General features: G+C 44.4%; 25 protein-coding genes. 19 read left to right on the forward strand and 6 right to left on the reverse strand.

From position 1 onward, the window contains the following. Positions 1–38 precede the first annotated feature (38 nt). Entirely contained in the window at positions 39–974 is a 936-nt protein-coding gene (gene prmB, locus WDV74_RS05175; RefSeq protein ID WP_273558264.1) for a 50S ribosomal protein L3 N(5)-glutamine methyltransferase, read from the forward strand. 266 nt (positions 975–1240) lie between these two features. Here prmB and WDV74_RS05180 read toward each other — a convergent pair whose 3' ends face one another. Continuing rightward, complete coding sequence (locus tag WDV74_RS05180; RefSeq protein WP_338885005.1) at positions 1241–2449, reverse strand: transposase; 1209 nt, start codon at positions 2447–2449, stop codon at positions 1241–1243. A gap of 22 nt (positions 2450–2471) precedes the next feature. Between WDV74_RS05180 and tnpA the strand changes: the two genes are divergently transcribed. The 7 genes from tnpA to WDV74_RS05215 all read left to right on the forward strand — a co-directional run bounded on the left by tnpA (position 2472) and on the right by WDV74_RS05215 (position 7793). Further along, positions 2472–2888, forward strand: coding sequence for an IS200/IS605 family transposase (tnpA, locus tag WDV74_RS05185; protein ID WP_338885541.1), 417 nt, complete (start codon positions 2472–2474; stop codon positions 2886–2888). A gap of 150 nt (positions 2889–3038) precedes the next feature. Then, on the forward strand, positions 3039–4130 hold the full coding sequence (aroC, locus tag WDV74_RS05190; protein WP_273558265.1) for a chorismate synthase: 1092 nt from the start codon (positions 3039–3041) through the stop codon (positions 4128–4130). A 67-nt stretch (positions 4131–4197) separates the two neighbouring features. Then, entirely contained in the window at positions 4198–4998 is an 801-nt protein-coding gene (locus WDV74_RS05195) for a sulfite exporter TauE/SafE family protein (protein ID WP_338804883.1), read from the forward strand. 21 nt (positions 4999–5019) lie between these two features. Then, positions 5020–5571, forward strand: a complete 552-nt coding sequence (locus WDV74_RS05200; protein ID WP_189758847.1) for an elongation factor P hydroxylase — start codon at positions 5020–5022, stop codon at positions 5569–5571. 21 nt (positions 5572–5592) lie between these two features. Then, positions 5593–5868 carry a YfcL family protein gene (locus WDV74_RS05205; RefSeq protein ID WP_338885006.1) on the forward strand — a complete coding sequence of 92 codons (276 nt, stop codon included), beginning with the start codon at positions 5593–5595 and terminating at the stop codon, positions 5866–5868. A gap of 843 nt (positions 5869–6711) precedes the next feature. After that, positions 6712–7254, forward strand: coding sequence for a hypothetical protein (locus WDV74_RS05210; RefSeq protein ID WP_338885007.1), 543 nt, complete (start codon positions 6712–6714; stop codon positions 7252–7254). Then, on the forward strand, positions 7251–7793 hold the full coding sequence (locus WDV74_RS05215; protein WP_273558269.1) for a GNAT family N-acetyltransferase: 543 nt from the start codon (positions 7251–7253) through the stop codon (positions 7791–7793). The genes WDV74_RS05210 and WDV74_RS05215 overlap by 4 nt, the downstream gene beginning before the upstream one ends. A 98-nt stretch (positions 7794–7891) precedes the next feature. Here the strand turns inward: WDV74_RS05215 and mnmC are convergent, their stop codons facing one another. Continuing rightward, positions 7892–9940 carry a bifunctional tRNA (5-methylaminomethyl-2-thiouridine)(34)-methyltransferase MnmD/FAD-dependent 5-carboxymethylaminomethyl-2-thiouridine(34) oxidoreductase MnmC gene (gene mnmC, locus WDV74_RS05220; protein WP_338885008.1) on the reverse strand — a complete coding sequence of 683 codons (2049 nt, stop codon included), beginning with the start codon at positions 9938–9940 and terminating at the stop codon, positions 7892–7894. A gap of 204 nt (positions 9941–10144) precedes the next feature. Between mnmC and fabB the strand changes: the two genes are divergently transcribed. Then, the gene (gene fabB / locus WDV74_RS05225; RefSeq protein WP_189758850.1) at positions 10145–11359 is read left to right on the forward strand and encodes a beta-ketoacyl-ACP synthase I; all 1215 of its coding nucleotides are present in this window, start codon (positions 10145–10147) and stop codon (positions 11357–11359) included. 130 nt (positions 11360–11489) lie between these two features. On the opposite strand, the gene WDV74_RS05230 is transcribed toward fabB, so the two are convergent. The 3 genes from WDV74_RS05230 to WDV74_RS05240 are packed head-to-tail and all read right to left on the reverse strand — an operon-like array spanning position 11490 to position 14428. Then, positions 11490–12998 (reverse strand): tripartite tricarboxylate transporter permease, encoded by a 1509-nt coding sequence (locus tag WDV74_RS05230; RefSeq protein WP_338885009.1) that lies wholly within the window; start codon positions 12996–12998, stop codon positions 11490–11492. Between the two features lie 10 nt (positions 12999–13008). Beyond that, a complete protein-coding gene (locus tag WDV74_RS05235; RefSeq protein ID WP_338885010.1) occupies positions 13009–13440 on the reverse strand; it encodes a tripartite tricarboxylate transporter TctB family protein in 432 nt (143 codons plus the stop codon). A 13-nt stretch (positions 13441–13453) separates the two neighbouring features. Beyond that, on the reverse strand, positions 13454–14428 hold the full coding sequence (locus tag WDV74_RS05240) for a tripartite tricarboxylate transporter substrate binding protein (protein WP_338885011.1): 975 nt from the start codon (positions 14426–14428) through the stop codon (positions 13454–13456). Positions 14429–14713: 285 nt separating this feature from the next. Between WDV74_RS05240 and tctD the strand changes: the two genes are divergently transcribed. Continuing rightward, positions 14714–15382, forward strand: coding sequence for a transcriptional regulator TctD (gene tctD, locus WDV74_RS05245; RefSeq protein WP_338885012.1), 669 nt, complete (start codon positions 14714–14716; stop codon positions 15380–15382). After that, complete coding sequence (locus WDV74_RS05250; protein ID WP_338885013.1) at positions 15379–16812, forward strand: sensor histidine kinase; 1434 nt, start codon at positions 15379–15381, stop codon at positions 16810–16812. The genes tctD and WDV74_RS05250 overlap by 4 nt, the downstream gene beginning before the upstream one ends. On the opposite strand, the gene WDV74_RS05255 is transcribed toward WDV74_RS05250, so the two are convergent. After that, the gene (locus tag WDV74_RS05255; RefSeq protein ID WP_273558276.1) at positions 16765–17664 is read right to left on the reverse strand and encodes a DMT family transporter; all 900 of its coding nucleotides are present in this window, start codon (positions 17662–17664) and stop codon (positions 16765–16767) included. The two genes, WDV74_RS05250 and WDV74_RS05255, sit on opposite strands and share 48 nt — an antisense overlap. 130 nt (positions 17665–17794) lie before the next feature. Between WDV74_RS05255 and WDV74_RS05260 the strand changes: the two genes are divergently transcribed. The 8 genes from WDV74_RS05260 to dedD all read left to right on the forward strand — a co-directional run bounded on the left by WDV74_RS05260 (position 17795) and on the right by dedD (position 25513). Then, complete coding sequence (locus WDV74_RS05260) at positions 17795–18544, forward strand: helix-turn-helix transcriptional regulator (RefSeq protein WP_338885014.1); 750 nt, start codon at positions 17795–17797, stop codon at positions 18542–18544. A 157-nt stretch (positions 18545–18701) separates the two neighbouring features. Next, positions 18702–19829 (forward strand): 4-phosphoerythronate dehydrogenase PdxB, encoded by a 1128-nt coding sequence (gene pdxB, locus WDV74_RS05265; protein WP_338885015.1) that lies wholly within the window; start codon positions 18702–18704, stop codon positions 19827–19829. 54 nt (positions 19830–19883) lie between these two features. Next, complete coding sequence (locus tag WDV74_RS05270; RefSeq protein WP_338885016.1) at positions 19884–20894, forward strand: aspartate-semialdehyde dehydrogenase; 1011 nt, start codon at positions 19884–19886, stop codon at positions 20892–20894. Continuing rightward, complete coding sequence (truA, locus tag WDV74_RS05275) at positions 20894–21733, forward strand: tRNA pseudouridine(38-40) synthase TruA (protein ID WP_338804896.1); 840 nt, start codon at positions 20894–20896, stop codon at positions 21731–21733. Before WDV74_RS05270 ends, truA begins: the two co-directional genes overlap by 1 nt. 67 nt (positions 21734–21800) lie before the next feature. Beyond that, positions 21801–22478, forward strand: a complete 678-nt coding sequence (locus WDV74_RS05280) for a DedA family protein (RefSeq protein ID WP_338885542.1) — start codon at positions 21801–21803, stop codon at positions 22476–22478. 135 nt (positions 22479–22613) lie between these two features. Beyond that, the gene (gene accD / locus WDV74_RS05285; RefSeq protein WP_338885017.1) at positions 22614–23561 is read left to right on the forward strand and encodes an acetyl-CoA carboxylase, carboxyltransferase subunit beta; all 948 of its coding nucleotides are present in this window, start codon (positions 22614–22616) and stop codon (positions 23559–23561) included. Further along, on the forward strand, positions 23554–24852 hold the full coding sequence (gene folC, locus WDV74_RS05290; protein ID WP_338885018.1) for a bifunctional tetrahydrofolate synthase/dihydrofolate synthase: 1299 nt from the start codon (positions 23554–23556) through the stop codon (positions 24850–24852). Before accD ends, folC begins: the two co-directional genes overlap by 8 nt. Continuing rightward, complete coding sequence (gene dedD / locus WDV74_RS05295) at positions 24842–25513, forward strand: cell division protein DedD (protein ID WP_338885019.1); 672 nt, start codon at positions 24842–24844, stop codon at positions 25511–25513. Before folC ends, dedD begins: the two co-directional genes overlap by 11 nt. The last annotated feature ends 94 nt before the right edge of the window (positions 25514–25607 follow it).

Below are 25607 nucleotides of genomic sequence, written 5' to 3' on the forward strand. Positions count from 1 at the left end.
AGCGAGCTGATATATCTTTTGTTGTTTGGAGGTGTTTTTTGGATAAGATCGTAGCCGATGAGGCTGTTGCAGAACTGCGTACCATTTTAGATATGTTGCGTTGGTCTACTAGCCGTTTTAGCGAATCGGGTATCTATTGTGGACATACGGCATGTAATCCGTGGGATGAAGCTTTGCAGTTAGTTCTTCCTTCATTGCGTTTGCCTATGGATGTCCCTGATTCAATGCTGGCTTCACGCCTGACATCAACAGAGCGTCAACGCATCGTGGAACTTGTCTTGCGTCGTATTAATGAACGTGTTCCTGTTGCTTATTTGATAAATCGAGCTTGGTTCTGTGGTCATGAATTCTATGTCGATGAGCGCGTTTTGATTCCACGTTCACTGATTAGAGATGTGATTGAAGAGCATTTTGAAGGGCTTATCTCACGTCAGCCATCGACAATTTTGGATCTTTGTACCGGAAGTGGGTGTATTGCAATCGCTTGTGCCCATGCCTTCCCAGAAGCCGAAGTTGATGCTGTTGATATTTCTCCTGATGCTTTGGAAGTGGCAGAAATAAATATAGAGAATCATAAACTTTCTCATCGTGTAATCCCGATCCGTTCAGATCTATTTCATGATATACCACCGGTGAAATACGACATCATTGTCACTAATCCTCCTTATGTCGATGAAGAAGATATGAGTGATTTTCCTCAGGAATACGATCATGAACCTACATTAGCCATGGCTGCAGGTATTGATGGGTTGGATTTGGTTCGTCGTATTCTGGCAACTGCCCCGGATTTCCTTTCAGAAGAGGGAATCGTGGTATGTGAAGTAGGTAACAGTATGGTTCACCTGATTGAGCAATACCCTGAAGTACCCTTCAAATGGCTGACATTCAAACATGATTATGGTGACGGTGTTTTCGTGCTGACTCGCCAGCAGCTTGTTGAATATCAGGAATATTTCCAGCCATTCAAAGACTGATATTTTCTCATTCATCCAGTGGTTAAAACGGCTATTTCATATAAATTGTATCAATATCCCGTGGATTTCGGGTCATAGCTAGCAATATTGTTGCTCGAAAGATTAAGGATATACCAATCTAACTTTAAGATGCGTGTGATATCTCCCCGTTTCGCGGGGAGATATCAGGTTTCATAGCATGTTGTAAATTGCAACTTGAAGTTTAATGCGTATAAAAGGCAATTGACATCCTCCCCGCCCTAAAAGGACGGGGATTCCTACAGCGTTCAGACCGAAGCCTGACTCACCTCGGTGGGTTCCTGCTTCAACGGGCGGTCTGACTGCACCATCCCTCCACAGGCAAGCACGGCATGTCCTGCCGCTAAAATATTACGTGCGGCGTTTACATCCGCGTTCGCGGTGTAGCCGCATACCTGACACACGAATTGACTTTGCGTCTGACGGTTTTCTTTCGCCGTATGACCACAGCAGGCACACCGCTGGCTGGTGTATGCCGGAGGTATCGCCACTACCTGACCACCGCGCCAGAGCTGCTTGTACTCAAGCTGACGGCGCATTTCATGCCAGCCTTGATCCCGTATCGAGCGGTTCAAGCCTGATTTGCCTCTGACGTTTCTTCCGTGCTTCTCTGCCGTGCCTTTTGCCGATTTCGACATGTTACTGACCTTCAAGTCTTCAATGACGATCATCGCGTGGTTTTTGCTGATTTCACTGGTGACTTTGTGAAGGTAGTCGCGCCGGATATTGGCAATGTGCGAGTGCAAACACTGGATTTTCCGTTTTTGTTTCTGCCAGTTTGCGCTGAATTTTACTTTGCGACTCAACTGCCGCTGGAGTGTTGCCAGCTTACGTTGGTTTGCTTTGAAGCTGCTTACTGGCTGATATACCGTGCCATCTGAAAGCGTGGCAAGTTTTGTTACTCCGGCATCCAGTCCGACCATTGATTCTGCATTGTGAGCAGGGTCAGTCACTTCGTATTCAGTCTGGATACTGACGTACCATTTGCCGCATGACTGGCTGACCGTGACGTTTTTCACTTCGCCAATGACTTCACGGCTGTTGCGATAGCGTATCCACCCTAACTTTGGCAACGAGATTCGACTGTTGGGCTGATCGAGCTTCACGCCCTGCGGGTAGCGGAATGAGTCATGTTGACCACGTTTTTTGAAGCGGGGGAATGCAGCCCGCTTCTGGAAGAAATTTTTGTAGCCGCGCTCCAGATCTTTCAGTGACTGCTGCAACGGTTGCGAGGGAGATTCTTTCAGCCATTGTGTTTCAGGTACGGATTTCCACTCAATCAGCCATGAAGCCATTTTGGTGTAGGGGAGATATTTATTCCCTGCGTCATGGTTCTCATTCTGGAGTGCCAGTGCACGGTTAAAAACGAAGCGACAAGCCCCTGCGAAGCGTCGCATATCGCGCTCCTGCTGACCATTTGGTCTTAACTGGAATTTGAAGGCTTGAAGTCGTATCATGACTATCATTATACTTTGGTCTATGACAAAAGAAACTGATAGTCGACGCGGAAGACACGGTGTTTTCCTGATGCACGTCCACTTGGTATTCGTCGCCAAGTATCGACGAAAGATATTCGATCTTGATGCCATCGAAAAGCTACGCAGCTACTTTAGCAGCGTATGTGCTGATTTTGGTGTTGAACTGGTTGAAATGGACGGCGAATACGACCACGTGCATTTGCTGATCAACTACCCGCCAAAGCTCGCAGTATCGAATCTGGTCAACAGTCTTAAAGGCGTTTCCAGCAGGCTGCTTCGGCGTGACCGTCCAGATATTGCTCTACGCTATTACTATAAAGGCGTTCTGTGGACACCGAGCTATTTTGCAAGTCGTTGCGGAGGTGCGCCGATCTCGATCATCCGGCAATACATCGAGCAGCAGAAAACACCAGGTTAGTCGGAAAACCGCGCCTTATATCCCCGCCCTGAAGAACGGGGTTTTACGGCGCACCTGATAAAATTACTGAAATAAGATAGGTTTTAATCATTGGGTGAGTTATTGTTATTCACTCTTTTTAAATGCACAGAGAATAATGGCAGGCTAGGAATGGCAGGAAATAGTATTGGGCAGTTTTTTCGTGTCACCACGTTTGGTGAATCTCACGGGATCGCACTGGGATGTATTGTCGATGGTGTTCCACCGGGTATTGCTATTACAGAAGCTGACTTACAAATCGATTTAGACAGGCGTCGTCCGGGAACTTCCCGTTATACGACACAGCGTCGTGAACCCGATCAGGTTCGTATTCTTTCTGGCGTTTTTAACGGCGTAACAACAGGTACTAGCATTGGCCTGATGATTGAAAACACCGATCAGCGTTCACAAGATTACAGTGCGATTAAAGATGTTTTCCGCCCAGGTCATGCTGACTATACCTATGAACAGAAATATGGGATGCGAGATTACCGTGGTGGCGGGCGTTCATCTGCCCGTGAAACTGCCATGCGTGTTGCAGCAGGGGCAATTGCTAAAAAATATCTATTCGAAAAACACGGTATTCTTATTCGTGCTTGCCTGACTCAGATGGGCGATATTCATTGTGAACTGAAAGACTGGGATCTGGTTGAACAGAATCCTTTTTTCTGCCCGGATGCAAGTAAGTTGACTCAGCTTGATGAATTACTCCGGACATTGAAAAAAGAAGGAGATTCCATTGGGGCGAAAGTCAGTGTGGTTGCCGAAAACGTTCCTGCGGGATTGGGGGAACCGGTTTTTGACCGTCTGGATGCAGACATTGCCCATGCTTTGATGAGCATTAACGCAGTCAAAGGTGTTGAAATTGGTGATGGTTTCGGTGTTATCAATTTACGTGGCAGCGAAAACCGCGATGAAATGACGACGCAGGGGTTTACCAGTAACCATGCTGGCGGCATTTTAGGCGGAATTAGTAGTAGTCAGCCAATTATTGCGCATATTGCCTTGAAACCGACATCCAGCATTATGGTGCCAGGCAGAACTATCACTCGTCAGGGAGAAGAAGTGGATATGGTGACTCGCGGCCGCCACGATCCTTGTGTTGGTATTCGTGCCGTACCTATCGCAGAAGCCATGATGGCGATTGTGCTGATGGATCACTTACTGCGCCAGCGGGCACAGTGTGCTGATGTGAACGTTGGTAGGCTGGGAAGAGGCTTTTGATACCTGCTTCGGTTGATGCTGAAAGGTATCATGGGAATAAGCAAGCAGTTTTCTGGTGAAATGCATAATGGAATGGTCATTATTGGGGCCGGAAATTTACGGTCTCCTCTTTTTGGTTGCGCTGGTGGCGGGGTTTATCGATTCTATTGCAGGGGGCGGTGGATTATTGACCATTCCTGCGTTGCTATCGGTGGGGGTTTCTCCGGTCCAGGCATTGGCAACAAGTAAGTTACAGGCTATAGGTAGTTCTTTCTCTGCCAGCCTTTATTTTATCCGCCGTGGTGTAGTCGATTTGCGGTCCCAGCGTTTTGCTATCGTCATGACGATAATTGGCGCCATGTTGGGCGCGTTGTTGGTTCAATTTGTGTCACCGGATTTTCTGCGTTATTTATTGCCGGCATTAGTGATCATTATCGGCCTTTATTTCCTATTAGTACCGAGTATTGGTGCCGAAGATCGGCAACGTCGTCTTGGCCCAATTGCGTTTGGTTGTCTTGCCGGCTGTGGCATTGGTTTTTACGATGGCGTGTTTGGGCCAGGAACGGGATCGTTTTTCGCACTCTCTTATGTCATGCTTTGTGGCTACAATTTGGCGAAAGCGACGGCTCATGCCAAAGTACTGAACTTTGCATCTAACCTCGGAGCCTTGGGATTCTTTGTGCTTGGTGGACAGATCTTATGGCTGGCGGGCGTTGTGATGCTGGTAGGGCAAATAATCGGTGCGCGATTAGGGGCGAGTTTGGTGTTGAGCAAAGGGAAGAAACTCATCCGTCCGCTGTTAGTGACAATTTCCTTCTTGATGAGCATCAAACTTCTTTATGATCAGCACGGAGATACAGTCCGCTCTTGGCTGGCATTTTATTTTTGATTTAGGATTTGGCATTAATACATGACCGCACATCATTATCAACAACTGATTGAAATTTTTGATAATTGCTTTAGTAATGACTACAACACTCGTCTGATAAAAGGTGACGATGAGCCAATTTATCTGCCTGCAGATGATGAAGTGGACTTTAACCGGATAGTGTTCGCCCACGGATTTTATGCCAGTGGATTACATGAAATTTCTCATTGGTGTATTGCGGGTGAAGAGCGTCGCAAACTGATCGATTTTGGTTACTGGTACTGCCCTGATGGGCGTGACGCTCAAACTCAGGAAGCGTTTGAAAAGGTAGAGATTAAGCCACAATCGCTGGAGTGGTTATTCTGTGTAGCTGCGGGATTTCCCTTTAATGTCAGTTGTGACAACCTTGAAGGTGATTTTGAGCCGGATCGGCTTGTTTTTCAGCGGAAAGTGCATGTACAAGTCATGCAATACCTTGAAAATGGGATACCTGCACGAGCTGCACGCTTTATTCAAGGTCTGCAATCGTTCTACAATACGCCTCCACTAAAAGCAGAGCATTTTCCTTATCCGGAAGATCGCTTTGCTAATTAATTTGATGTTGAGGAAAAAATAATGCTCGCAGAGTTTGAAACACGCATTCTGGCGCAAATTGATGATATGGTTGAACAGGCCAGTGATGATGAATTATTTGCTGGTGGTTACCTCCGCGGGCATCTGACATTAGCTGTTGCTGAATTAGAGCAAGAAGGTGCAAATACGGTTGAACAGCTTCATCAGCGTGTTGAAGAAAGCATCCACAAAGCGATTAAAGTGGGAGAACTGACTCCACCAGATCAAATTTTGGTTTTGGCGACCTGGCAAAAACTGCTGGATGGTGCGAAAGAGTAATTCTTTAATATACGCATTAAACTTCAAGTTGCAATTTACAACACGCTATGAAACCTGATTTCTCCCTGCGAAGCGGGGGAGAAATCACACGCATCTTGAAGTTAGATGGATATATAAAAATAACTTTATTTAGGGCTATTCAGATAGCCCTTTATTTTTGCTCGGACTGAGTAATCCCCTATCTTCAACGACAAAAAAATGCGTAGTGCATCTCAATAATGAGAATAAATGGTGATAATGAAATCTTTATTGAGCTTTTTATAGTAAATATAAAGTAGAGTTATCTGACGGTTAAATTTGTCCAAAATATAGCTTTAAGCACTCCTTGCTGGGACAATGTTGTTATATACCCACCGCCTTTCAAGATGCATTTTATATCCCCTCGCTACGCGGGGAGATATAAATAATAGCATTGATTTTCAAGCTGAAACTTGAGGTTGGATTGGTATATTAAAATAATTAGGGTGTTAATATATTGAATTAAATTAAATATAAATGATGTCTAAAATAATGACATTCTATTTATTACCTTAATCTAAGAGGATTTTTTTATGTCACGTTAAAATGATGCATAAATATGTTAGATTTTAACGAGTATGAATATAATTATTTATCATTGCTTTTAAATAATCATGTTATTAATGGAACGACTGATGATTAAAATAAATAATGATGCTAAGCTTTTGGTCATGACACACAGGGAAATAAAGAGGTTTTTACTTAACTAACTCACTGATTTAAGAGGATTTATAAGTTAAAAGTCAATAAGGTCTAAGATTAAAAAACAAATAAATTTCTCTTGGTAAGTCAAAACTAGAAAAGGATATTTCAGGAGATAGTGACATGAAACTAGGAAGAAACTTTATTCAAAGTGGTGACAGAGAGTATGCTGAAAATAACAAAGCACTTTTATTACCTGAACCTATAAATTATGACGTATTAAGATTTGCTGAGAAAAAATCGATGAATATAACATTGGAAAAAAGAGTTGAGAATCTGGAATCAGACGTTGCTCAAATCAAAATGGATGTTGCTGTTATAAAATCAAACTATGCAACAAAAACGGATGTTGAAATGGTTAGTTCACTGATTTACAAGGAGATATCATCTGTGCGTAGTGATATGTCCTCGCTGAGAAGTGAAATAGCTTCTATACGTAATGACGTATCGATCTTGCAGAAGGATATGATAGCTGTACGTGGTGAGATATCTTCTATACGAGGTGATATCTCATCTATACGAGGTGATATCTCATCTATACATCAGAAAATATCAACTCTAAATGAGGAGCTATCCAACAAAATAGTTGCTCAAACCAAATGGATGGTCACCATGATGTTTGGTTTTTCTGGTGTCATTATTGCAACAATGAGGTTTATGATTTGAACACAAGGTCTTCTATTCGCTTAACACAAAAATCAGATGTAAGCCAATTACCCGCAATAGAACGTTCTGCTGCGAAATTGTTTAGGTTTATACCCGAGCTGGCTTGGATAGCCGATGGTCATGTGCAAACGGAGCAGCAACATTTGGACTATATTGCGCAAGGCAATAGCTGGGTTGCCCTTAATGAAGATGCTCTGCCTGTTGGCTTTATTTTAGCTAAGCCGTTAGATGATGGCTTACATATTATGGAGCTTTCAGTGCATGAAAATTGGCAGAGAAAAGGTATTGGAAAAGCATTGATTGAAAAAGTTATTCAGGTTGCTGAACAGCGCCATCTTAACGCTGTGACATTGACAACTTTTCGTTATGTTAACTGGAATGCACCCTTCTATCATAAATTGGGGTTTGAGATCTTAGAGTCACAGCAACTTTCTGAGTCATTACAGCAAATACGACAAAGTGAAATCGATTATGGATTTGCTGAAGAACAACGTTGTGCAATGAGACGTTTGCTTACTGTGACGACTATACCTAAGTAACTTACTGAATTTGAAAATGATATCGATTTGGGGAATAAAAATCTTGGGATTTACACCAGACATAATTTTCCCATGTCTGGTGCACAACATAAACTACTTTAAGGTTTTTCTGTTCTTACCGCTTTGCCACGTAATAGCTTTCTCACCCAAAAGCGATTTGGGTGTAAAGCCGCTAATGTTTCGTCATCAAGTGGGAGAGGTTCCCCGAAAATTTGGCTAGCCAATAATTCTGCGCTTAAAGGAGCAGAACATAATCCACGTGAACCTAACACACCAAGAACAAATAAATCTGGATAACAAGGAGATTCTTTAATCATCTTATTCGTGTTTATTTGCAGAGATAAATTTGCATATTTATCCATAAGCTCATTGAAAGCAGGAACATTCCCGATCATTGGCATATGATCCCGGATGACACATCGGATACCCTGACGAGACTTCTCTTCTGAAATGTCAATTTCCTGTGGCCAATCAACATCAGGGAAACATTTTAATAAACGATCTCGGTTTTCTTGTTGCTCGATAGACGAATACCGTGTATCCAACTGGTTGCGTTGATAACTGGCACCGATACAGTGATATTGGTTATTAGGATTAACGGGAGTCATGTAGCCATCGTAGCACAGTACGCTTTTCAATTGGCTCAGGCTATCTGTGGTTGGAATATGGCTAACCTGACCGCGAACAGCGGTTACAGGGAGTTTTTTAGTCTGTTCAAATTGTGGCAGACAGTGGCCATTGGCAATAATGACAACTTTGTGAGCCTTGCATTGCAGGTTTTCCTTATGTTCAAGCTGCAATTGCCAGCCGTTTTCACCCTGGATAAGCTGAATTACTTTATGATTAAAATAAACCTGCATTCCGCGTTGTTCAGCCAGTTTAATCACCGCTTGAGTGAGTTGAGCAGGGGATAACCATCCTCCCTGTGGGTAGTGAATGCCAGCATAATTTACATCTATTCCACTGACATGGCTTAATTGGTTGCGGTTCATACCAAGCGCAATGTCTTCTGGCCATGCTGTCCGTAGCATTTTGCTGATTTTATTTGCGCTTTTTTCATCATAAGCTAATTGGCTGACACCACACCATTGATGGTCAAACGATACATTTTCGTCAATTAATTGATCGTACTGACGGCGGGCAAAAGTAAATGCTGATGTAAAGAAACGTTCTAACGGATCACTATTACCATTCAATAGGGGATAAATGGCTCCTTGTTGATTGCCGGATGCATTTTGGGCAGGTTGTTCATCCTGGCAATATAGTGTGACTTTGGCGCCACGGCGCAATAGGGCAAGTGCGGTTAATGCACTGGCAATACCTCCACCGATGATGGCAATATCATCGGTACAGGTAGCGGCTTTGTGAGAAAACCAGGGTGCATAAGGTAAGTGAAGTGGGTCACTTGATGGAGATAAGGTGCCAGTTAGCATCTCTCTTTTACGCCCAAAGCCTTTAACCTTAGTGACATTAAAGCCTGCTGCCTGCAATCCTCGGCGGACTGTTCCGGCGGAAGTAAAGGTCGCAAAAGTTCCTTCAGGACGACAAAATTTGGCCATTGCAGCGAACAGCTGTTCACTCCACATTTGTGGATTTTTTGCTGGTGCAAAACCATCTAAAAACCAGGCATCAATTTTCCCTGTCAGGCTTGAACTTATTTTCGGTAATAGATCATTTACATCGCCAAACCAAAGATCCAGGGTAACAGCGCCATTATCCAGGATTAATCTATGGCAGCCTGCCAGTGGTAAGGGCCATTGTTGGCATAATTGCTCAGAAAACGTTTTCAGTTCTGGCCAACGTTGGTGTGCTGTTTTCAGGTCAATGGGTTTTAATGGGTATTTTTCAAAACTGATGTAATGTAGCCGTTTTAATACAGCTTCAGGATATTGTTGTCTAAAATGAGAGAAATATTGACAAAGTGTCAGGAAATTCAATCCAGTACCGAATCCAGTTTCTGCAATAACACACTCTGGACGGGAATGTGTATTAAAACGTTGAGGAAAATGATTGCCTTTCAAAAATACATATAATGTTTCTTCCAAGCCATCTTGATTTGAAAAATAAACATCATCAAACTGCTCTGAAATGGGGGTGCCCTGCTCATTCCAGCTTAGGGTTGCGTTGCTGATAGCGCTGCTTTTCACAATAATGCCTGTACTGTTGATAACAATAATAGGTGGATTTTAACGGTCTTCGTTTAGTTGCACCACCCATGGTAAAGTTTCAAAGTTGAGTCAAGATCAATTTTTCCTTGAATTTTTAACCTGATCGGACTTGTTCGGCGTACAAGTGTAAGCTAAAGTGCAGGTGAATAAATCCCGCAGGTAAACATATTGATGAGGTAAGTAATGAAACGTGCAGTGATCACCGGTCTGGGTATTGTTTCCAGTATTGGTAATAACCAGAAAGAGGTGCTGGAATCTCTGAAAGAGGGCCGTTCCGGGATAACTTTCTCAGAAAAATTTAAAGAAATAGGCATGCGCAGCCATGTTTGGGGGAATGTAAAACTGGATACTTCTGGTTTGATTGACCGCAAAACTTTACGTTTCATGAGTGACGCATCTATTTATGCTTATCTGGCAATGGATGAGGCAATTAAAGATTCCGGCCTGTCCGATGAACAAGTTTCTAATCTTCGTACTGGATTGGTTGTCGGTTCAGGAGGAGGCTCTCCCTATAACCAAGTCGCAGGTTCAGATGGTATGCGTGCCCGTGGGTTACGTGGCGTTGGCCCTTATATGGTCACACGGGCAATGGCTTCTGGCGTATCAGCGTGTTTGGCAACACCGTTTAAGATCAAGGGCGTCAACTACTCCATCAGTTCTGCCTGTTCAACCTCTGCACATTGCATCGGTCATGCCGTTGAATTAATCCAACTCGGTAAGCAAGATATTATTTTTGCCGGTGGTGGTGAAGAATTAAGCTGGGAAATGGCTTGTGAGTTTGATGCAATGGGAGCACTTTCCACTAAATATAATGAAACACCAGAACAAGCCTCCCGTACTTATGATCAAAACCGTGATGGTTTCGTGATCGCGGGTGGTGGCGGTATTGTTGTTGTTGAAGAGTTAGAGCACGCATTAGCCCGTGGTGCACATATTTATGCTGAAATTATCGGTTATGGGGCAAATTCAGATGGTGCAGATATGGTCGCCCCGTCTGGAGAAGGCGCTGTGCGTTGTATGAAAATGGCATTAGACGGTGTTGAAGGGGGAATCGATTACATCAATACCCACGGAACTTCGACACCAGTTGGCGACTTGAAAGAACTGGAAGCTATTAGAGAAGTTTTTGGTGACAACACACCTGCCATTTCCGCGACTAAAGCGATGACAGGGCATTCATTGGGTGCAGCGGGTGCCCATGAAGCGATTTATAGTTTGTTGATGTTAGAGCATGGCATTATTGCACCAAGCATTAATATTGAAAACCTGGATGAAAAAGCACAGGGCATGAATATTATTACTGAACCTACCAAACGCGAGCTAAGGACAGTGATGTCCAATAGCTTCGGGTTTGGTGGTACAAATGCATCCCTGGTGATGCGCAAGTATTCAAACTAATTTTTAAAGTAATAAAAACTTATACGCATTAAACTTCAAGTTGCAATTTACAACACGATATGGAACCACACGCATCTTGAAGTTAGATGGGTATAGCCAATCCATTGATTATGTGGATTGGCTATTTTTATTAAAGCGCCGTGATTTTATTGCGGCGTTTATTAATGATGCGCAGAATTGGCGGAATAACAATGACTAATACCGCCAGAATTAGCAAAACTTGTGTGATAGTACTACTCCATAAGATCTCAAAATCTCCATTGCTGATTGAGAGTGCCCGTCGTAGGTTTTGTTCCAGCATTTCGCCTAAGACGAAACCTAAGATCAGTGGTGACATTGGGAAATTCATTTTTCGCAGTATATAACCAAAAACGCCTAACCCGACCATTAACATCAGATCAAAAGTGGTACTGTGGATGGCATATACGCCCACTGCGGAAACGATAGCTATTGCAGGAACCAAAAACCACATTGGGATACTGAGCATACGGGTAAATAAGCCAATCATTGGGATATTCATGATCAGTAACAAAATATTAGCGATCAACAAAGCAGCAATAAGCCCCCAGACGATATCAGGTTGTTCGGTGAACATGGTAGGGCCTGGGGTGATGTTGTAGAGTGTCAACGCACCCAGCATCACAGCGGTTGTACCTGAGCCGGGTACACCGAGAGTCAGCATAGGGATAAATGAACCACAAGCTGATGCGTTATTCGCGGCCTCTGGTGCAGCTACACCGCGGATATCACCTTTGCCAAATGAATCACTGTTACCGCTGAGTCGCTTTTCTGTCATGTAGGTTATTGCACTGGCGATTGTCGCCCCTGCACCAGGTAATATTCCCACAAAAAAGCCAATGACTGAGGAGCGTAAAGTTGGTCCTACACACGTTGCGGCTTCTTTTCTATTGAATAACAAGCGTCCTGTCTGGCTAATGACTTTTTGCCCCGCAGAAGTACTCTCCAGCATCAATAAAATTTCGCTGACTGAAAACAGGCCAATAACGACAACAATGAATTGAATACCATCGGAGAGGTGCACGTTATCAAAGGTGAAACGGTAAACGCCGGTGTTGGCATCTACGCCCACGGTTGCCAAGGCTAAACCGATTAAGGCGGCAAGGAGTGATTTGATAGGATTTTGGCTCATCATACTGCCGAGGCAAGCAATGGCAAATACCATGAGTGCAAAGTATTCAGCCGGCCCGAAAGCTAAAGACCACTGTGCCAAAAGTGGAGCAAATAAAATGATACCCGTGATAGCCAAAAGTGAGCCACAAAACGAACTAACGGCAGAGATAGAGAGTGCAACACCTGCTCGCCCCTGTTTTGCCATCGGGTAGCCATCAAGCGTTGTCATAATGGCAGCGGCATCTCCCGGTACATTCAGTAAGATTGAAGAGATACGGCCGCCATACTCACAACCAATGTAGACAGTTGCCAATAAGATCAGGGCAGATTCAGCAGGTAATTTTAATGCAAAAGCCAAAGGCAGCAGAATAGCTACCCCATTTATAGGACCAAGACCGGGCAGTAACCCAACGACAGTACCGATAAAACAGCCTATCAATGCAATGACCAAGTTTTTGGGTACTAATGCGACTTCAAAACCATGGCTCAGATATATCAAAGTATCCATTGTTGTCTCCTTAGCTGAGCCAACTGCCGACGGGCAGAGTGACTTCTAACAGACGATCAAAAGCAAAAAAGAGTGAACTACCGAGAACTAAACCGGAAATAATTGCAGCAAGGAGTGTGGCGTTAAAGAGTCGTGCCACACAGATAGTCAATAACGTAGTTGCGAGTGGAAAACCCAACCACTCAAATGACCATGCATAAATGGTTAGTGTGGCAATCAATAAAACTAAGCGACGTAACACTTGTGGTGTCGGCCAGTAAACAGGATCAGGTTTTTTTAACAGCAATAGTAAAGCACAGAGTGCCATTAATGAAATAATAACAATTGGAAATGGGCGGGGGCCTAGAGGTTCATAGCTATATTCACTATGGATACCCCATCCAACGACCAACCCTATTCCACATAGCAGCAGCCATACAATAGCAAAGATACGATCGCTCATGATGCTATCCCTGTTATTTTGCTAAACCAAAGGATTTGGCCATTTCATGGTATTGAATAACTTGTTTTTTCACATAGTCATCCAGCTCTTTACCTGCCATATTGAATTCAAATAATCCGCGTAGTTCACGTTGTTTTTTGAATTCATCAGTTTGTTGGAGATTTTTAAAGGTATCTACCCACCATTGATATTGCTCATCAGAAACTTTCGGCCCCATATAAAAACCGCGAATAATGGGCCAAATAAGGTTATAACCTTGTTCTTTTGCTGTTGGAATTATTGCCAGATCGCCATCTAAGCGTTTATCGGCATAAACAGCCAGTATGCGAATTTTATCGCCATTGAGATAAGGTAAGGTTTCACTTAAATCACCGGATACAACTTGGATATGATTACCCAACAGGGCGGTGATAGGTTCACCACCACCTTCAAACGCGACATAGCGCATTTTGCGGGGATCGACACCAACCTCTTTTGCCAGTAATGCGGTTTTCATCCAGTCTTGACTACCGATGGAAGCACCTGCGCCAAACACAATACTATCGGGCGCTTTTTTAAACGCCTCCATCAAATCTGTCAGCGTTTTGTAGGGAGAATCCTTGCGCACCGCAATCATGCCATAATCTGTACCGACACTGGCGAGCCAGCGTACGTCATTGACGTTGTAGCGACCAAATTTGCCTTGTGCAAGATTCAATAAGGAACCGCCGGAAAAGGCGACGATAGTGCCGGCTTCCGCAGGCCGTTGAGCAATAATGGCATTATAGGCAACTGCGCCGACACCGCCGGGCATAAATGTCACCCGCATGGGAGAATCGATAGTTTTAGTTTCTAATAGTGAAATTTGGATGAGTTTGCAGGTTAAATCAAAACCTCCACCAGGTTTGGCGGGGGCAATACATTCGGTTCTATTGGGAGCAGAAGTTGCAAAAGCGCAGGCGCAAATAAACAGGCTTGCAGTGGCTACTAATGTTTTAAAAGTTTTCATTTTTATTCCTCACATAGCACCAGTAAAGGATATGAATGACAAATTTCTGGTGCCTGTTTATTTATAGAAACGAAACCTTTCAATTACCTTTCATTAACAAAAAAAGTTGTCTGGATGTGACCTCAATCGCTTAATTTGCGTAGTGTTTTACATAATCATGTTAACTGTTTGTTTGAATTCATGTTTTTTTGTTAACCCCTAAGCAATTGCTCAATCTTAATATTGCAATTATGTGATATCTCCGCTTTATTTCTCTGGTTAATTTTTAACAATAGGTATTATTCAATGCGGCTCTTATTAGTTGAAGATCACCCAGAATTATCACATTGGTTACAGAAGGTATTGAATAATGCTGGGTTTGTGGTTGATCTGGCGGAAGATGGTATCGTGGCAGATCAGCTTTTGCAGACTGAAAATTATGCGTTGTTGATTCTGGATGTGGCTTTACCTAGATTGGATGGTTTGTCTCTGTTATCGCGGTTACGTAAGCGTGGTCAAAACTTACCCGTGTTGTTATTGACTGCTAAAACAGAAGTTACGGATCGTGTGAAAGGATTGAATTCCGGTGCCGATGATTATTTAACCAAGCCTTTTGATTTTCAAGAACTGGAAGCCCGTATTCGTGCGTTGTTGCGTCGTAGTTCAGCTATACCACAAGAGGCACAGAAATTTGGTTCATTAATTTATGAAGGCGAAGGGTATTTTGTGCTGAACAATGTACCGTTGGCATTGACTCCCAGAGAATTGTCTGTGTTAACAACATTATTTCATCGTCGAGGGCGTCCGGTTTCTAAACAGCAGCTGTTTGAGCAGGTGTTTTCCCTATCGGATGAGGCCAATCCACAAAGCATAGAGCTGTATGTTCATCGGTTACGAAAAAAATTACTCAACAGTGATGTAGAGATCAAGACATTGCGTGGGTTGGGATATCGGTTGGAGCAGCTGACACAATGAAGTATCTGAAAATACCGCGATCGTTATTCCACCAGTTATTGCTGTTCCTGGGCGTTCCTTTGCTATTACTGGGTTGTGCTTCTGTTTATAGCCAGTATGCCAGCGTGAGAAATGCAGCAATGTTGGCTTATGACAGAACACTGCTTGCATCAGCAAGAACCGTTGCTGAACGCCTGACTGTTCGGGACCAGAACTTAATCGTTGACGTACCTTATGTTGTCTTGGACAGTTTCGAGCGCAATACGAATGATCGTCTGTACTACCAGGTTATCTCACCGCAAGGCAAGACGATTTCCGGTTATGATGATCTTCCCCAAATACCGCAGAACGTCCAACGTTCACCCTTATATACGGCATTGGCTTATTTTTATGATGCGGAATATCAGGGGAAGCCTATACGTGTAGTGGGATTGTATCAACCCATCAATGAAGGTAACGTCATGGGGATGGCGTTGATATTGGTGGCGGAAACGGTGACCTCCCGTCAAGATATGGCTCACCAATTACTGCTGTCTTCGCTTGTTAATCAAGGGGCTGTCGTATTATTGGCATTATTCCTTGCTTACATCTTACTCAAACTCCTGCTTAAACCGCTGCGGAAGCTTTCAGGCATGATGAGCCTGCGTTCTGCTAATGATCTAACACCATTACCGAATATTTTACCGTGGTCAGAACTTGCTCCCTTACTGCAATCGCTTAACCGCTATATTGGACGGTTGGCATTAATGGTTGGACGCCAAGAACGATTTAGTGCGGATGCTTCTCATCAATTAAGAACGCCTTTAGCAGTATTGAAAACACAGGTTGCAGTAGCACGTGGCAACCAGGATCTGGAACAGAGGGATAGCATACTGACGGCAATTGATAAGGGTTTAGATAATATGATCGTGCTGACTGATCGCCTGCTGCAACTTTCACAACTTAGAGTGCATGAAAAAGAGGCAATACAAAATTATCAGCCGGTCAATATCGTGGCGCTGTTGCAACAAGTTTGCTTTTCCCGTTTACAGCAAGCAGAAAGTAAAAACATTGACTTAGGCTACGAAGGGGAAGAGGCTGCCTGGATCAGGGGAGATCCGCTATTGTTAGCAGAAATGTGCGCTAACTTGCTGGACAATGCCATCAAATATACCCCGCAAATGGGCGTGGTAACAGGAAGGGTGAGTATAATGCCAGATAAAAAACACGCTTGCCTTGAGATCGATGATTCAGGTTCGGGGATCGCTCAAGAAGATATTCACCAATCGCTAATGGCATTTAACCGTTTAGACAACGCTGCTGGGCTGGAGGGGACGGGATTAGGGCTGACTATTGTTAAAGAAATTTGCCAGTATCACAATGCCGCTCTCCAGCTTTTACCCAGTGAGGTGTTGGGTGGGTTATTAGTGAGAATTATAATCAGGCTTTCTGCGCGTGAGCGGGATACGTAACTGTTGCGCGAGTATCACACCGGCCAAAACAACACCTCCCCCAATTAAATGGTAACTGTGCATTTCTTCATGGAGAGCCACGATAGCAATAATGGCAGTAAATACGGGCGCCAGATTCATAAAAATTGCAGTCATGTTTGCGCCAATGCGGGTGACACCTTGTATCCACAAATAGGGAGCAATAATGGAGGCAGGAATACCAGCAAACAGAACAAGGGAAATATTATCGGTCGTTAACTGGATATCATCTGCCATCATAAAATTGGGCAAAAGCAATAAAACGCCAAACCCAATTTGGGCATAGAGTGATTGCCAGTTGGCTAATGGAATTGCCCAACGTTTGGTTAAAACTCCATACAAGGCATAAGAAGCGGCGGCAATAAACATCATCACTTCTCCAATACCCAAACCCTGTTGCAATAGGGAAGCGGGTTCCCCTTTGCTGACCAGCCATACAAGCCCAAACAGAGAGAGTACAGTGCCGAGAGTGATACCAACAGTGGGGGTGACCCGTAAGGCAAAGATACTGATAATGACGGTTAACAGGGGGATTAATGAAGTGAAAATCCCGATGATTGTCGCGCTGACGGTGTGGGCTGCATAATATGCCAGGCTTTGGTTAAGCACCATACCTAGAGAACCCAAAATCAAGAGCTTCCACCAATATTGAGCAATGATTTTCCGCTGTTGTAGGACTGGCAATAAGAGAAAAGGCGTCAGAACCAAAAAGGCAATAAACCATCGGTAAAAAGAAATTGCAGCAGGTTCAATATGAGTGGCAGCAGCTTTGCTGACTACGGCGTTGATTGACCAGATCAGCACAGCGACAAGGGGGAATAATAAGTTCTTCATTGAATTGGATTATTTAGGTAAGTAGTTTGTCTGTTTAGTTTAGCAATGACCGATTTATTATATATATTGATAATCAGACAACAGATGTGGCTATTAAGACAAGATATTACCCTTGGAGGCAAATCAAGTTATGTTTCAGCCAATTATGCCAGATATCCTCTCTTTTCGTGATGAAACATTGAATGCTGATACTGAATGTCGGTTACATACACATCCTTTCGGTCAATTAATTTATGTCGTTTGTGGCGTCATGGAAACGCAGGTGGGAAAGCAGCGTTTTCTTGCTCCACCAGAGTTTTGTATCTGGATACCGAAAAATATCGCCCATTCAAGTTATAACCGGAAGGCGATGCGATTTTGGATCATTGACATTTCCCCCCAATGGACGGAGACCTTGCCGCAACAACCTTGCCTTATCCGTTTGAGTGGTATCTTCAATGCCATTATGGTGGATTTTTTTCAGCGAAAGATCCGGCAGTTGGAAACAGAAAAAGATCGGCGGCTGGCACAGATATTGATTGATCAGTTGGAGTTGTCACCAAGTCAGTGTACCTATTTGCCTTCCTCAAAAGATAAGTTGCTCGCTCCCGTATTACAGATGTTGGAACGCAATCCGGCGGATAATACCTCTTTAGCGGAGTGGGCTAAAAAGCGGTATACCTCAGAGAGAACTTTATCGCGGCGTTGTAAGCAAGAATTGGGCATGTCATTTAGTGAATGGCGGCAACGGTTGCGTTTTCTCCATGCCATCTCTTTATTGGAACAGGGGAAAAGTATTCACGAAATCGCGTTTGATGTGGGTTATAGCTCATCATCGGCTTTTATCGCCATGTTTCAACAGATTGCGGGCACAACACCAGAACGTTTCAGAAAAGGCTGAAAGCCTATACCAATCGTCTTTCAAGATGCGTCTTAATATCTTTCCGCGTCGCGGGGAGAAATCATACGCATCTTGAAGTTAGATTGGTATATAGGTTTTATACAGATAAAATGGCAGAATAATGGATCACGCCCATTTAAGTCATTGGATGAGAAAAGTGAAAATCTTAGTTGATGAAAATATGCCTTATGCTGAACAACTCTTCCAGCAATTAGGTGAAGTGCAGGCAATTCCAGGGCGCCCAGTGCCCGAGGGAATTTTGGAACATGCTGATGCCTTTATGGTTCGATCTGTCACTAAAGTCAATGAATCTTTGTTGCAGGGCAGTTCGGTGAAATTTGTCGGGACGGCCACGGCGGGAATGGATCATATTGATCAGCAATGGTTATCTCAGGCAGGGATTGGTTTTTCCGCCGCGCCTGGATGTAACGCGATTGCCGTGGTTGAGTATGTCTTCTCGGCATTGATGCTATTGGCTGAGCGCGATCAATTTCAGCTTAAAGACAAGACTGTCGGTATTGTCGGTGTTGGTAATGTCGGGGGACGTTTAGCGGATCGACTGACGGCCTTGGGCGTGAAGACCTTACTGTGCGATCCTCCCCGCGCAGATCGTGGTGATGAAGGGGCGTTCTGGCCTTTAGAAAAATTGGTACAAGAAGCGGATATTCTGACTTTCCACACCCCCCTTAATCGCTCTGGCCCATACCAGACGTATCATTTGGCTGATGCAGCATTACTCTCTGCATTACCGGACAACCGTATTTTGATTAATGCCAGCCGTGGTGAGGTGGTTGATAATCAAGCGTTACTTTCCGCACTGCAAAATGGAAAAAGGTTACGCACAGTGCTTGATGTTTGGGAAGTAGAGCCTAACCTTTCTCTACCCCTGCTAGCGTTGGTTGATATTGCGACCCCACATATTGCCGGCTATACCCTGGAAGGCAAAGCACGGGGGACAACTCAGGTTTTTGAGGCTTATTGTGAATTCCTGGGGCAACCGCGCAAGACGGAATTGGCTGATCTGTTGCCAACACCCGATTTCAGTCAGGTCACCGTGCGAGGAGAGGTGACACAAAGTCTCCTCAAGCGTTTGATGCATTTAGTGTATGATGTGCGCCGTGATGATGCACCCTTACGTCAGGTTGCGGATCAGGAGGGCGCTTTTGATCGATTACGCAAATACTATCCAGATCGTCGGGAATGGTCTTCACTGACCGTGCATTGTGACTCAGAAGAGAGTGCTCAATTACTGTCCAGACTTGGATTTAATGCAAAAGTGATTTAATACAGGCAGGAATCCCTGTCTGTCAGCAAAATAAGAGAAGTGGAGAAAACCAACATGTCAGAAGGTTGGAATATTGCGCTTTTGGGTGCAACGGGCGCAGTAGGTGAAGCGATATTGGCGTTATTACAAGAACGTCAATTTCCGGTTGGTGAACTGCATCTTCTTGCCAGTGAACAAAGTGTTGGAAAGATCCAGCGTTTTAACGGAAAAAATATCACGGTTCGTGATGCGGCAGAGTTTGACTGGTCACAGGTACAACTTGCTTTTTTTGCTGCAACGATGGAAACAACAGCACAATATATTGAAAAAGCAACAGAGTCTGGTTGTCTGGTGATCGATAGCAGCGGCTTGTTTGCCGCAGAGCCAGATGTGCCTCTGGTTGTTCCTGGCGTTAACCCTTATGCATTGGCAGAATATCGTAACCGTAACATCATTGCTGTGGCAGATAGCTCAACTAGCCAGGTTCTGACTGCCATCAAGCCATTGATCGATACGGCTGGCATTGCCCGTTTACATTTGACCAATATCTTGCCAGTTTCTGTTTATGGCAAAGCCGCTATTGATGAACTGGCAGGGCAGAGTGCTCGTTTATTAAATGGCATTCCACCGGATGAGGGTCGTTTCAGCAAACAATTGGCTTTCAATTTGCTGCCTTTGTTGCCTGATGCTGAAGGTGTGGTGCGCGAAGAGCGCCGGATTGTCGATCAAATTCGCAAGGTATTACAGGATGAAGGATTGCCGGTTTCGGTAAGTTGTGTCCAATCTTCTGTTTTCTATGGCATTGCTCAAATGGTGAATTTGGAAACGTTGCGTCCGGTTGGCATAGAAGAAGCCCGTAGTGAATTTGAACGCCTTGACGATATTCAGGTTTCAGAAGAGGGTGATTACCCGACTCAGGTAACGGATGCTTCGGGCAGTGATAGTTTGAGCATAGGCTGTCTGCGTAACGATTACGGTATGCCTGAGATGCTGCAATTTTGGTCAGTTGCCGATAACATCCGTTTCGGTGGCGCTTTGATGGCGGTTGAAATCGCTGAAAAGCTGATGCAGGAGCAATTTTACTGATGTCTGATACAGAGCTGAGTCAGTCTGTGCCAGAGGCAAAAAAAGTAAAAATTGCACTGGGGATTGAATATGACGGCAGTCGATATTATGGTTGGCAGCGTCAGCAAGAAGTGAAAAGCGTACAGGAATGCCTGGAAAAAGCCCTGTCGAAAGTTGCGAATGAGCCGATTTCAGTTTTTTGTGCAGGTAGAACGGATGCAGGGGTACACGCGACCGGCCAGGTCGTGCATTTTGAAACCTCGTCCCAACGTAAAGATGCCGCATGGACAATGGGGGTAAATACCCATTTACCTGCGGATATTGCAGTACGTTGGGTTAAAACGGTGGATGATGAATTCCATGCCCGTTTCAGTGCAACTGCTCGCCGTTATCGCTATGTGATTTTTAACCATCGTTATCGTCCAGCGGTATTGGCGCACGGTGTCACGCATTTTCATTATCCATTGGATGAGAAAAAAATGCATGAAGCGGCACAGAGCTTGTTGGGAGAAAATGACTTTACTTCTTTCCGGGCAGTACAGTGCCAATCCAATTCACCGTGGCGCAATATGATGCATATTAACGTTAGTCGGCATGGGCATTATATTGTCGTGGACATTAAGGCGAATGCGTTTGTGCATCATATGGTACGTAATATCGTTGGCAGCTTGCTGGAGATTGGTTGCGGTAACCAGGATATTGGCTGGATGGCTGAATTATTGGCGCTGAAAGACAGGACAAAAGCGGCAGCCACTGCCAAGGCTGAAGGCTTATATTTAGTTGCTGTGGATTATCCTGAACGTTTTGGTTTACCTGAACCCGTCATGGGGCCACTATTTCTGGCAAATCATTTAATCTGACATTTTCGAATAGTGACAGGGATGTTTAGTCATAACGAGGAATATTATGGAGTTTTTAACTCATTTTATTGATTTTGCGAAATTCATTGTCGATTTTATTTTACACATTGATGCTCATTTAGCTGAATTAGTTGCCAGTTATGGTGATTGGGTTTATGGCATCCTATTTCTGATTATATTTTGTGAAACAGGTCTGGTGGTCACGCCATTTTTGCCAGGGGATTCCTTGCTGTTTGTGGCTGGCGCACTATCTGCATTAGATTCTAATGATCTGAATGTGCACGTCATGGTCGCTTTGATGATTACAGCCGCGATTATTGGTGATGCTATCAACTATACCATTGGCAGAATTTTTGGTGAGAAATTATTTACCAATCCCAATTCAAAGATTTTTCGCCGCAGTTATTTAGATAAGACCCATGAGTTTTATGAAAAACATGGTGGAAAAGCAATAATTTTGGCTCGGTTTGTGCCAATTGTGAGAACGTTTGCACCGTTTGTTGCAGGAATGGGGAAAATGTCTTACCGCCATTTTGCTGCTTATAATGTCATCGGTGCATTTATCTGGGTGCTATTATTCACTTATGCCGGTTATTTATTTGGTGATATGCCAGTTATACAGCAAAATCTGAAATTATTGATTGTTGCTATTATTTTTATCTCTATTTTGCCTGGCATCATAGAAATTTGGCGCCATCGTCGTGCTGCATCGAAAAAAGCAGCAAGCAGTGCAGTAGATAGATAAAAAATAGAAGATAGATGAATTGATAACCGTAAACAGGTTTGAGCAGTTTTTTATCCACACTGCAATGGCATTGTGGTTTAATGGCACGTAAAACAATAGCTGGCAGCAGCCAGATTCAGACGGAAAGGTTCATTAATGAGCTGGATTGAAAAGATTCTAAACAAAAGCAAAATCATACAAACTCGTAAGGCCAGTATACCCGAAGGAGTTTGGACAAAATGCGACAGTTGCAGTCAGGTACTTTATCGTGCTGAATTAGAGCGTAACCTTGAAGTGTGTCCAAAATGTGACCACCATATGCGTATTTCAGCCCGTAAGAGATTGCATTCATTTTTGGATGAAGGCACTGGCACAGAATTAGGCAGTGAGCTGGAACCCAAAGATGTCCTGAAATTCCGCGATATTAAAAAATATAAAGATCGCTTAGTGGCAGCCCAGAAGCAGACGCAAGAAAAAGATGCACTCATCGTTATGAAGGGTAAGCTGCATGATATGCCAGTTGTGGCGGGTGCCTTTGAATTCAATTTCATGGGTGGCTCAATGGGCTCTGTGGCTGGCGCTCGTTTTGTGCGCGCTGTTGAACAGGCTCTGGAAGATAACTGTCCATTTATCTGTTTTACTTCCAGTGGCGGAGCGCGTATGCAGGAAGCGTTGATGTCACTGATGCAGATGGCAAAAACCAGTGCAGCGCTGGCAAGAATGCAACACCGTGGTTTGCCTTATATCTGTGTATTAACCAACCCAACACTGGGTGGGGTAACGGCAAGTATGGGAATGCTGGGTGATATCAATATCGCTGAGCCTAAGGCATTGATTGGCTTTGCGGGGCCTCGTGTCATCGAGCAGACTGTGCGGGAAAAATTGCCGGAAGGTTTCCAACGTAGTGAGTTCCTGCTGGAGAAGGGGGCGGTTGATATGATCGTGCGTCGTCCAGATATGCGCGATAAAGTTGCCAGCCTGCTTGCTATGTTGACCCACAAACCTCATCCAGGCACAAAAGCAGAGCCAGTAGAAGCAATCGTTGTTGATTCTGCTGATGTCGAAGCGGATATAAACATCAATCCTAATAAAGAAGATGTCTGATATTTCACAAATTCCTCAAGCCACGTCGCCACTGATGACGTGGCTTTCCTATCTGGGAAACCTGCACACGAAAGCCATTGATATGGGGCTTGCACGTGTGGGTAAACTGGGGCGTCAGTTAGGCTTATTGACTCCGGCTCCAAAAGTTATCACGGTATCAGGTACTAATGGCAAGGGAACCACTTGCCATACCCTGGAATCCATTTTTTTGGCCGCAGGGCTTAAAGTCGGCGTGTACAGTTCCCCGCATTTAGTCCGCTACACCGAAAGGGTGCGTATTCAGGAAAAGGAACCCGCGGAACAAGATTTCTGCCGTGTATTTGCAGCGATTGAAGCCCAGCGTGGTGACATCTCATTAACCTATTTTGAATATGGGACGTTGGCCGCATTACAACTTTTCAAAGAAGCGGATCTTGATGTCGTGATTTTGGAAGTTGGGCTGGGTGGACGTTTGGATGCCACCAATATCGTTGATGCCGATATTGCCGCAATCACCAGCATTGCACTGGATCATACGGATTGGTTGGGTGCAGATCGCGAACACATTGGCCGTGAAAAAGCGGGCATTTTCCGCCGTGGGCATTTTGCCGTAGTGGGTGAACCTGATATGCCTCACTCAATTGCTGAAGTTGCGGAAGAATTAGGCGCTAAGCTCTTTCGTCGTGGTGTTGACTGGCATTTCTCACAGCGTGAAGATAGCTGGAACTGGCGAAGCGATAAGCAACAATTCAATGAGTTACCTTTACCTAATTTGCCGTTAGCAAATGCTGCAACTGCAATGGGGGTGATCCACTGCTTGTTGCAGCAGGATGACAAAGTCAGCCGAGCCATTGATGAACAAGCAATCCGTGCAGGGCTAAGAAATGCGCAATTACCGGGGCGTTTCCAAATCATCAGGGAAAATCCGCTGGTTATTTTGGATGTGGCTCATAATCCACATGCTGCGGGCTATCTAGTGCAAAAACTGGCAGAATTGCCTCGTTCACCAGACAGCAAGATCCGTGGCGTGGTTGGCATGTTGGGAGATAAGGATATAGCGGGTACACTTGCTTGTCTTTCTCAACAAATTGATGAGTGGTATTGCGCATCGTTGCATGAACTGAGGGGAGCAGAAGCTGACGAATTGTCTGGGCATCTTGTACAGGCGCGGACATTCCCCGAAGTAAAAACAGCCTGGCAGCAGGCAGTAAAAGATGCGTCGGTGCAAGATATTATCGTGGTTTGTGGCTCTTTCCACACTGTCGCACATGTCATGGAAGCACTGGAGGAGGGCAAGGAAAGTGGCCAGTAAATTCCAAAATCGCTTGGTTGGTACGATTGTTCTTGTTGCATTGGGCGTCATTGTCCTGCCTATGATTTTTGATGGTGATAAGAAATACAATGAAAATCAATTTGCGGCGATCCCTTTGGTGCCAAAGCCTGGTGATGAAGAAGATATTGACTCGATCCCACCATTGACACAAAACATGCCTTCTACACCGCCTGAAGGTGCTGCACAAGCAATGCAATCACAGGAGCAAGAGCCAGATATCGAGATGCTGTCTCGGCCATCGCCTGCAGAGCCAATAACAGCACCTCTTGTCACTGTCACGCCAGAGCCTAAAAAAGTGGAGTCATCTCCTCAAGAGAAAGCGGGAACTAAACCTGAACCTCGCGTTGAAAGCAAGCCAGAAACTAAACCTAAACCGGAGCCAACAGAGCAAGCCCCCCAGGCAGCGGCATATGTTGTTCAGCTGGGCGCATTAAAAAACGCGGATAAAGTTGACGAGATAGTGGCAAGGTTGCGTCTTTCTGGGCACCAGGTATATACAGTGCCTTCTTCTCCGGTACAGGGGCAGTTAACCCGAATTTATGTAGGACCGAATGCATCAAGGCAGGTACTGGAATCTATTTTGCCCGAATTAAAGGAACTTACGGGATTACAAGGGCAGATCAAAAATTATAAGCCATAATCTGATTGGCACAGCAAATGCTGTTTGTTTACCTGTCGAAAATTATTTTCAGTAGAGTGGTGAATCTACTACGCAAACGTTTTCGTTTTCTGTT

Source organism: Xenorhabdus sp. TH1, from assembly GCF_037260955.1.
In the GTDB taxonomy this organism is placed as follows: Bacteria; Pseudomonadota; Gammaproteobacteria; order Enterobacterales; family Enterobacteriaceae; genus Xenorhabdus; species Xenorhabdus griffiniae.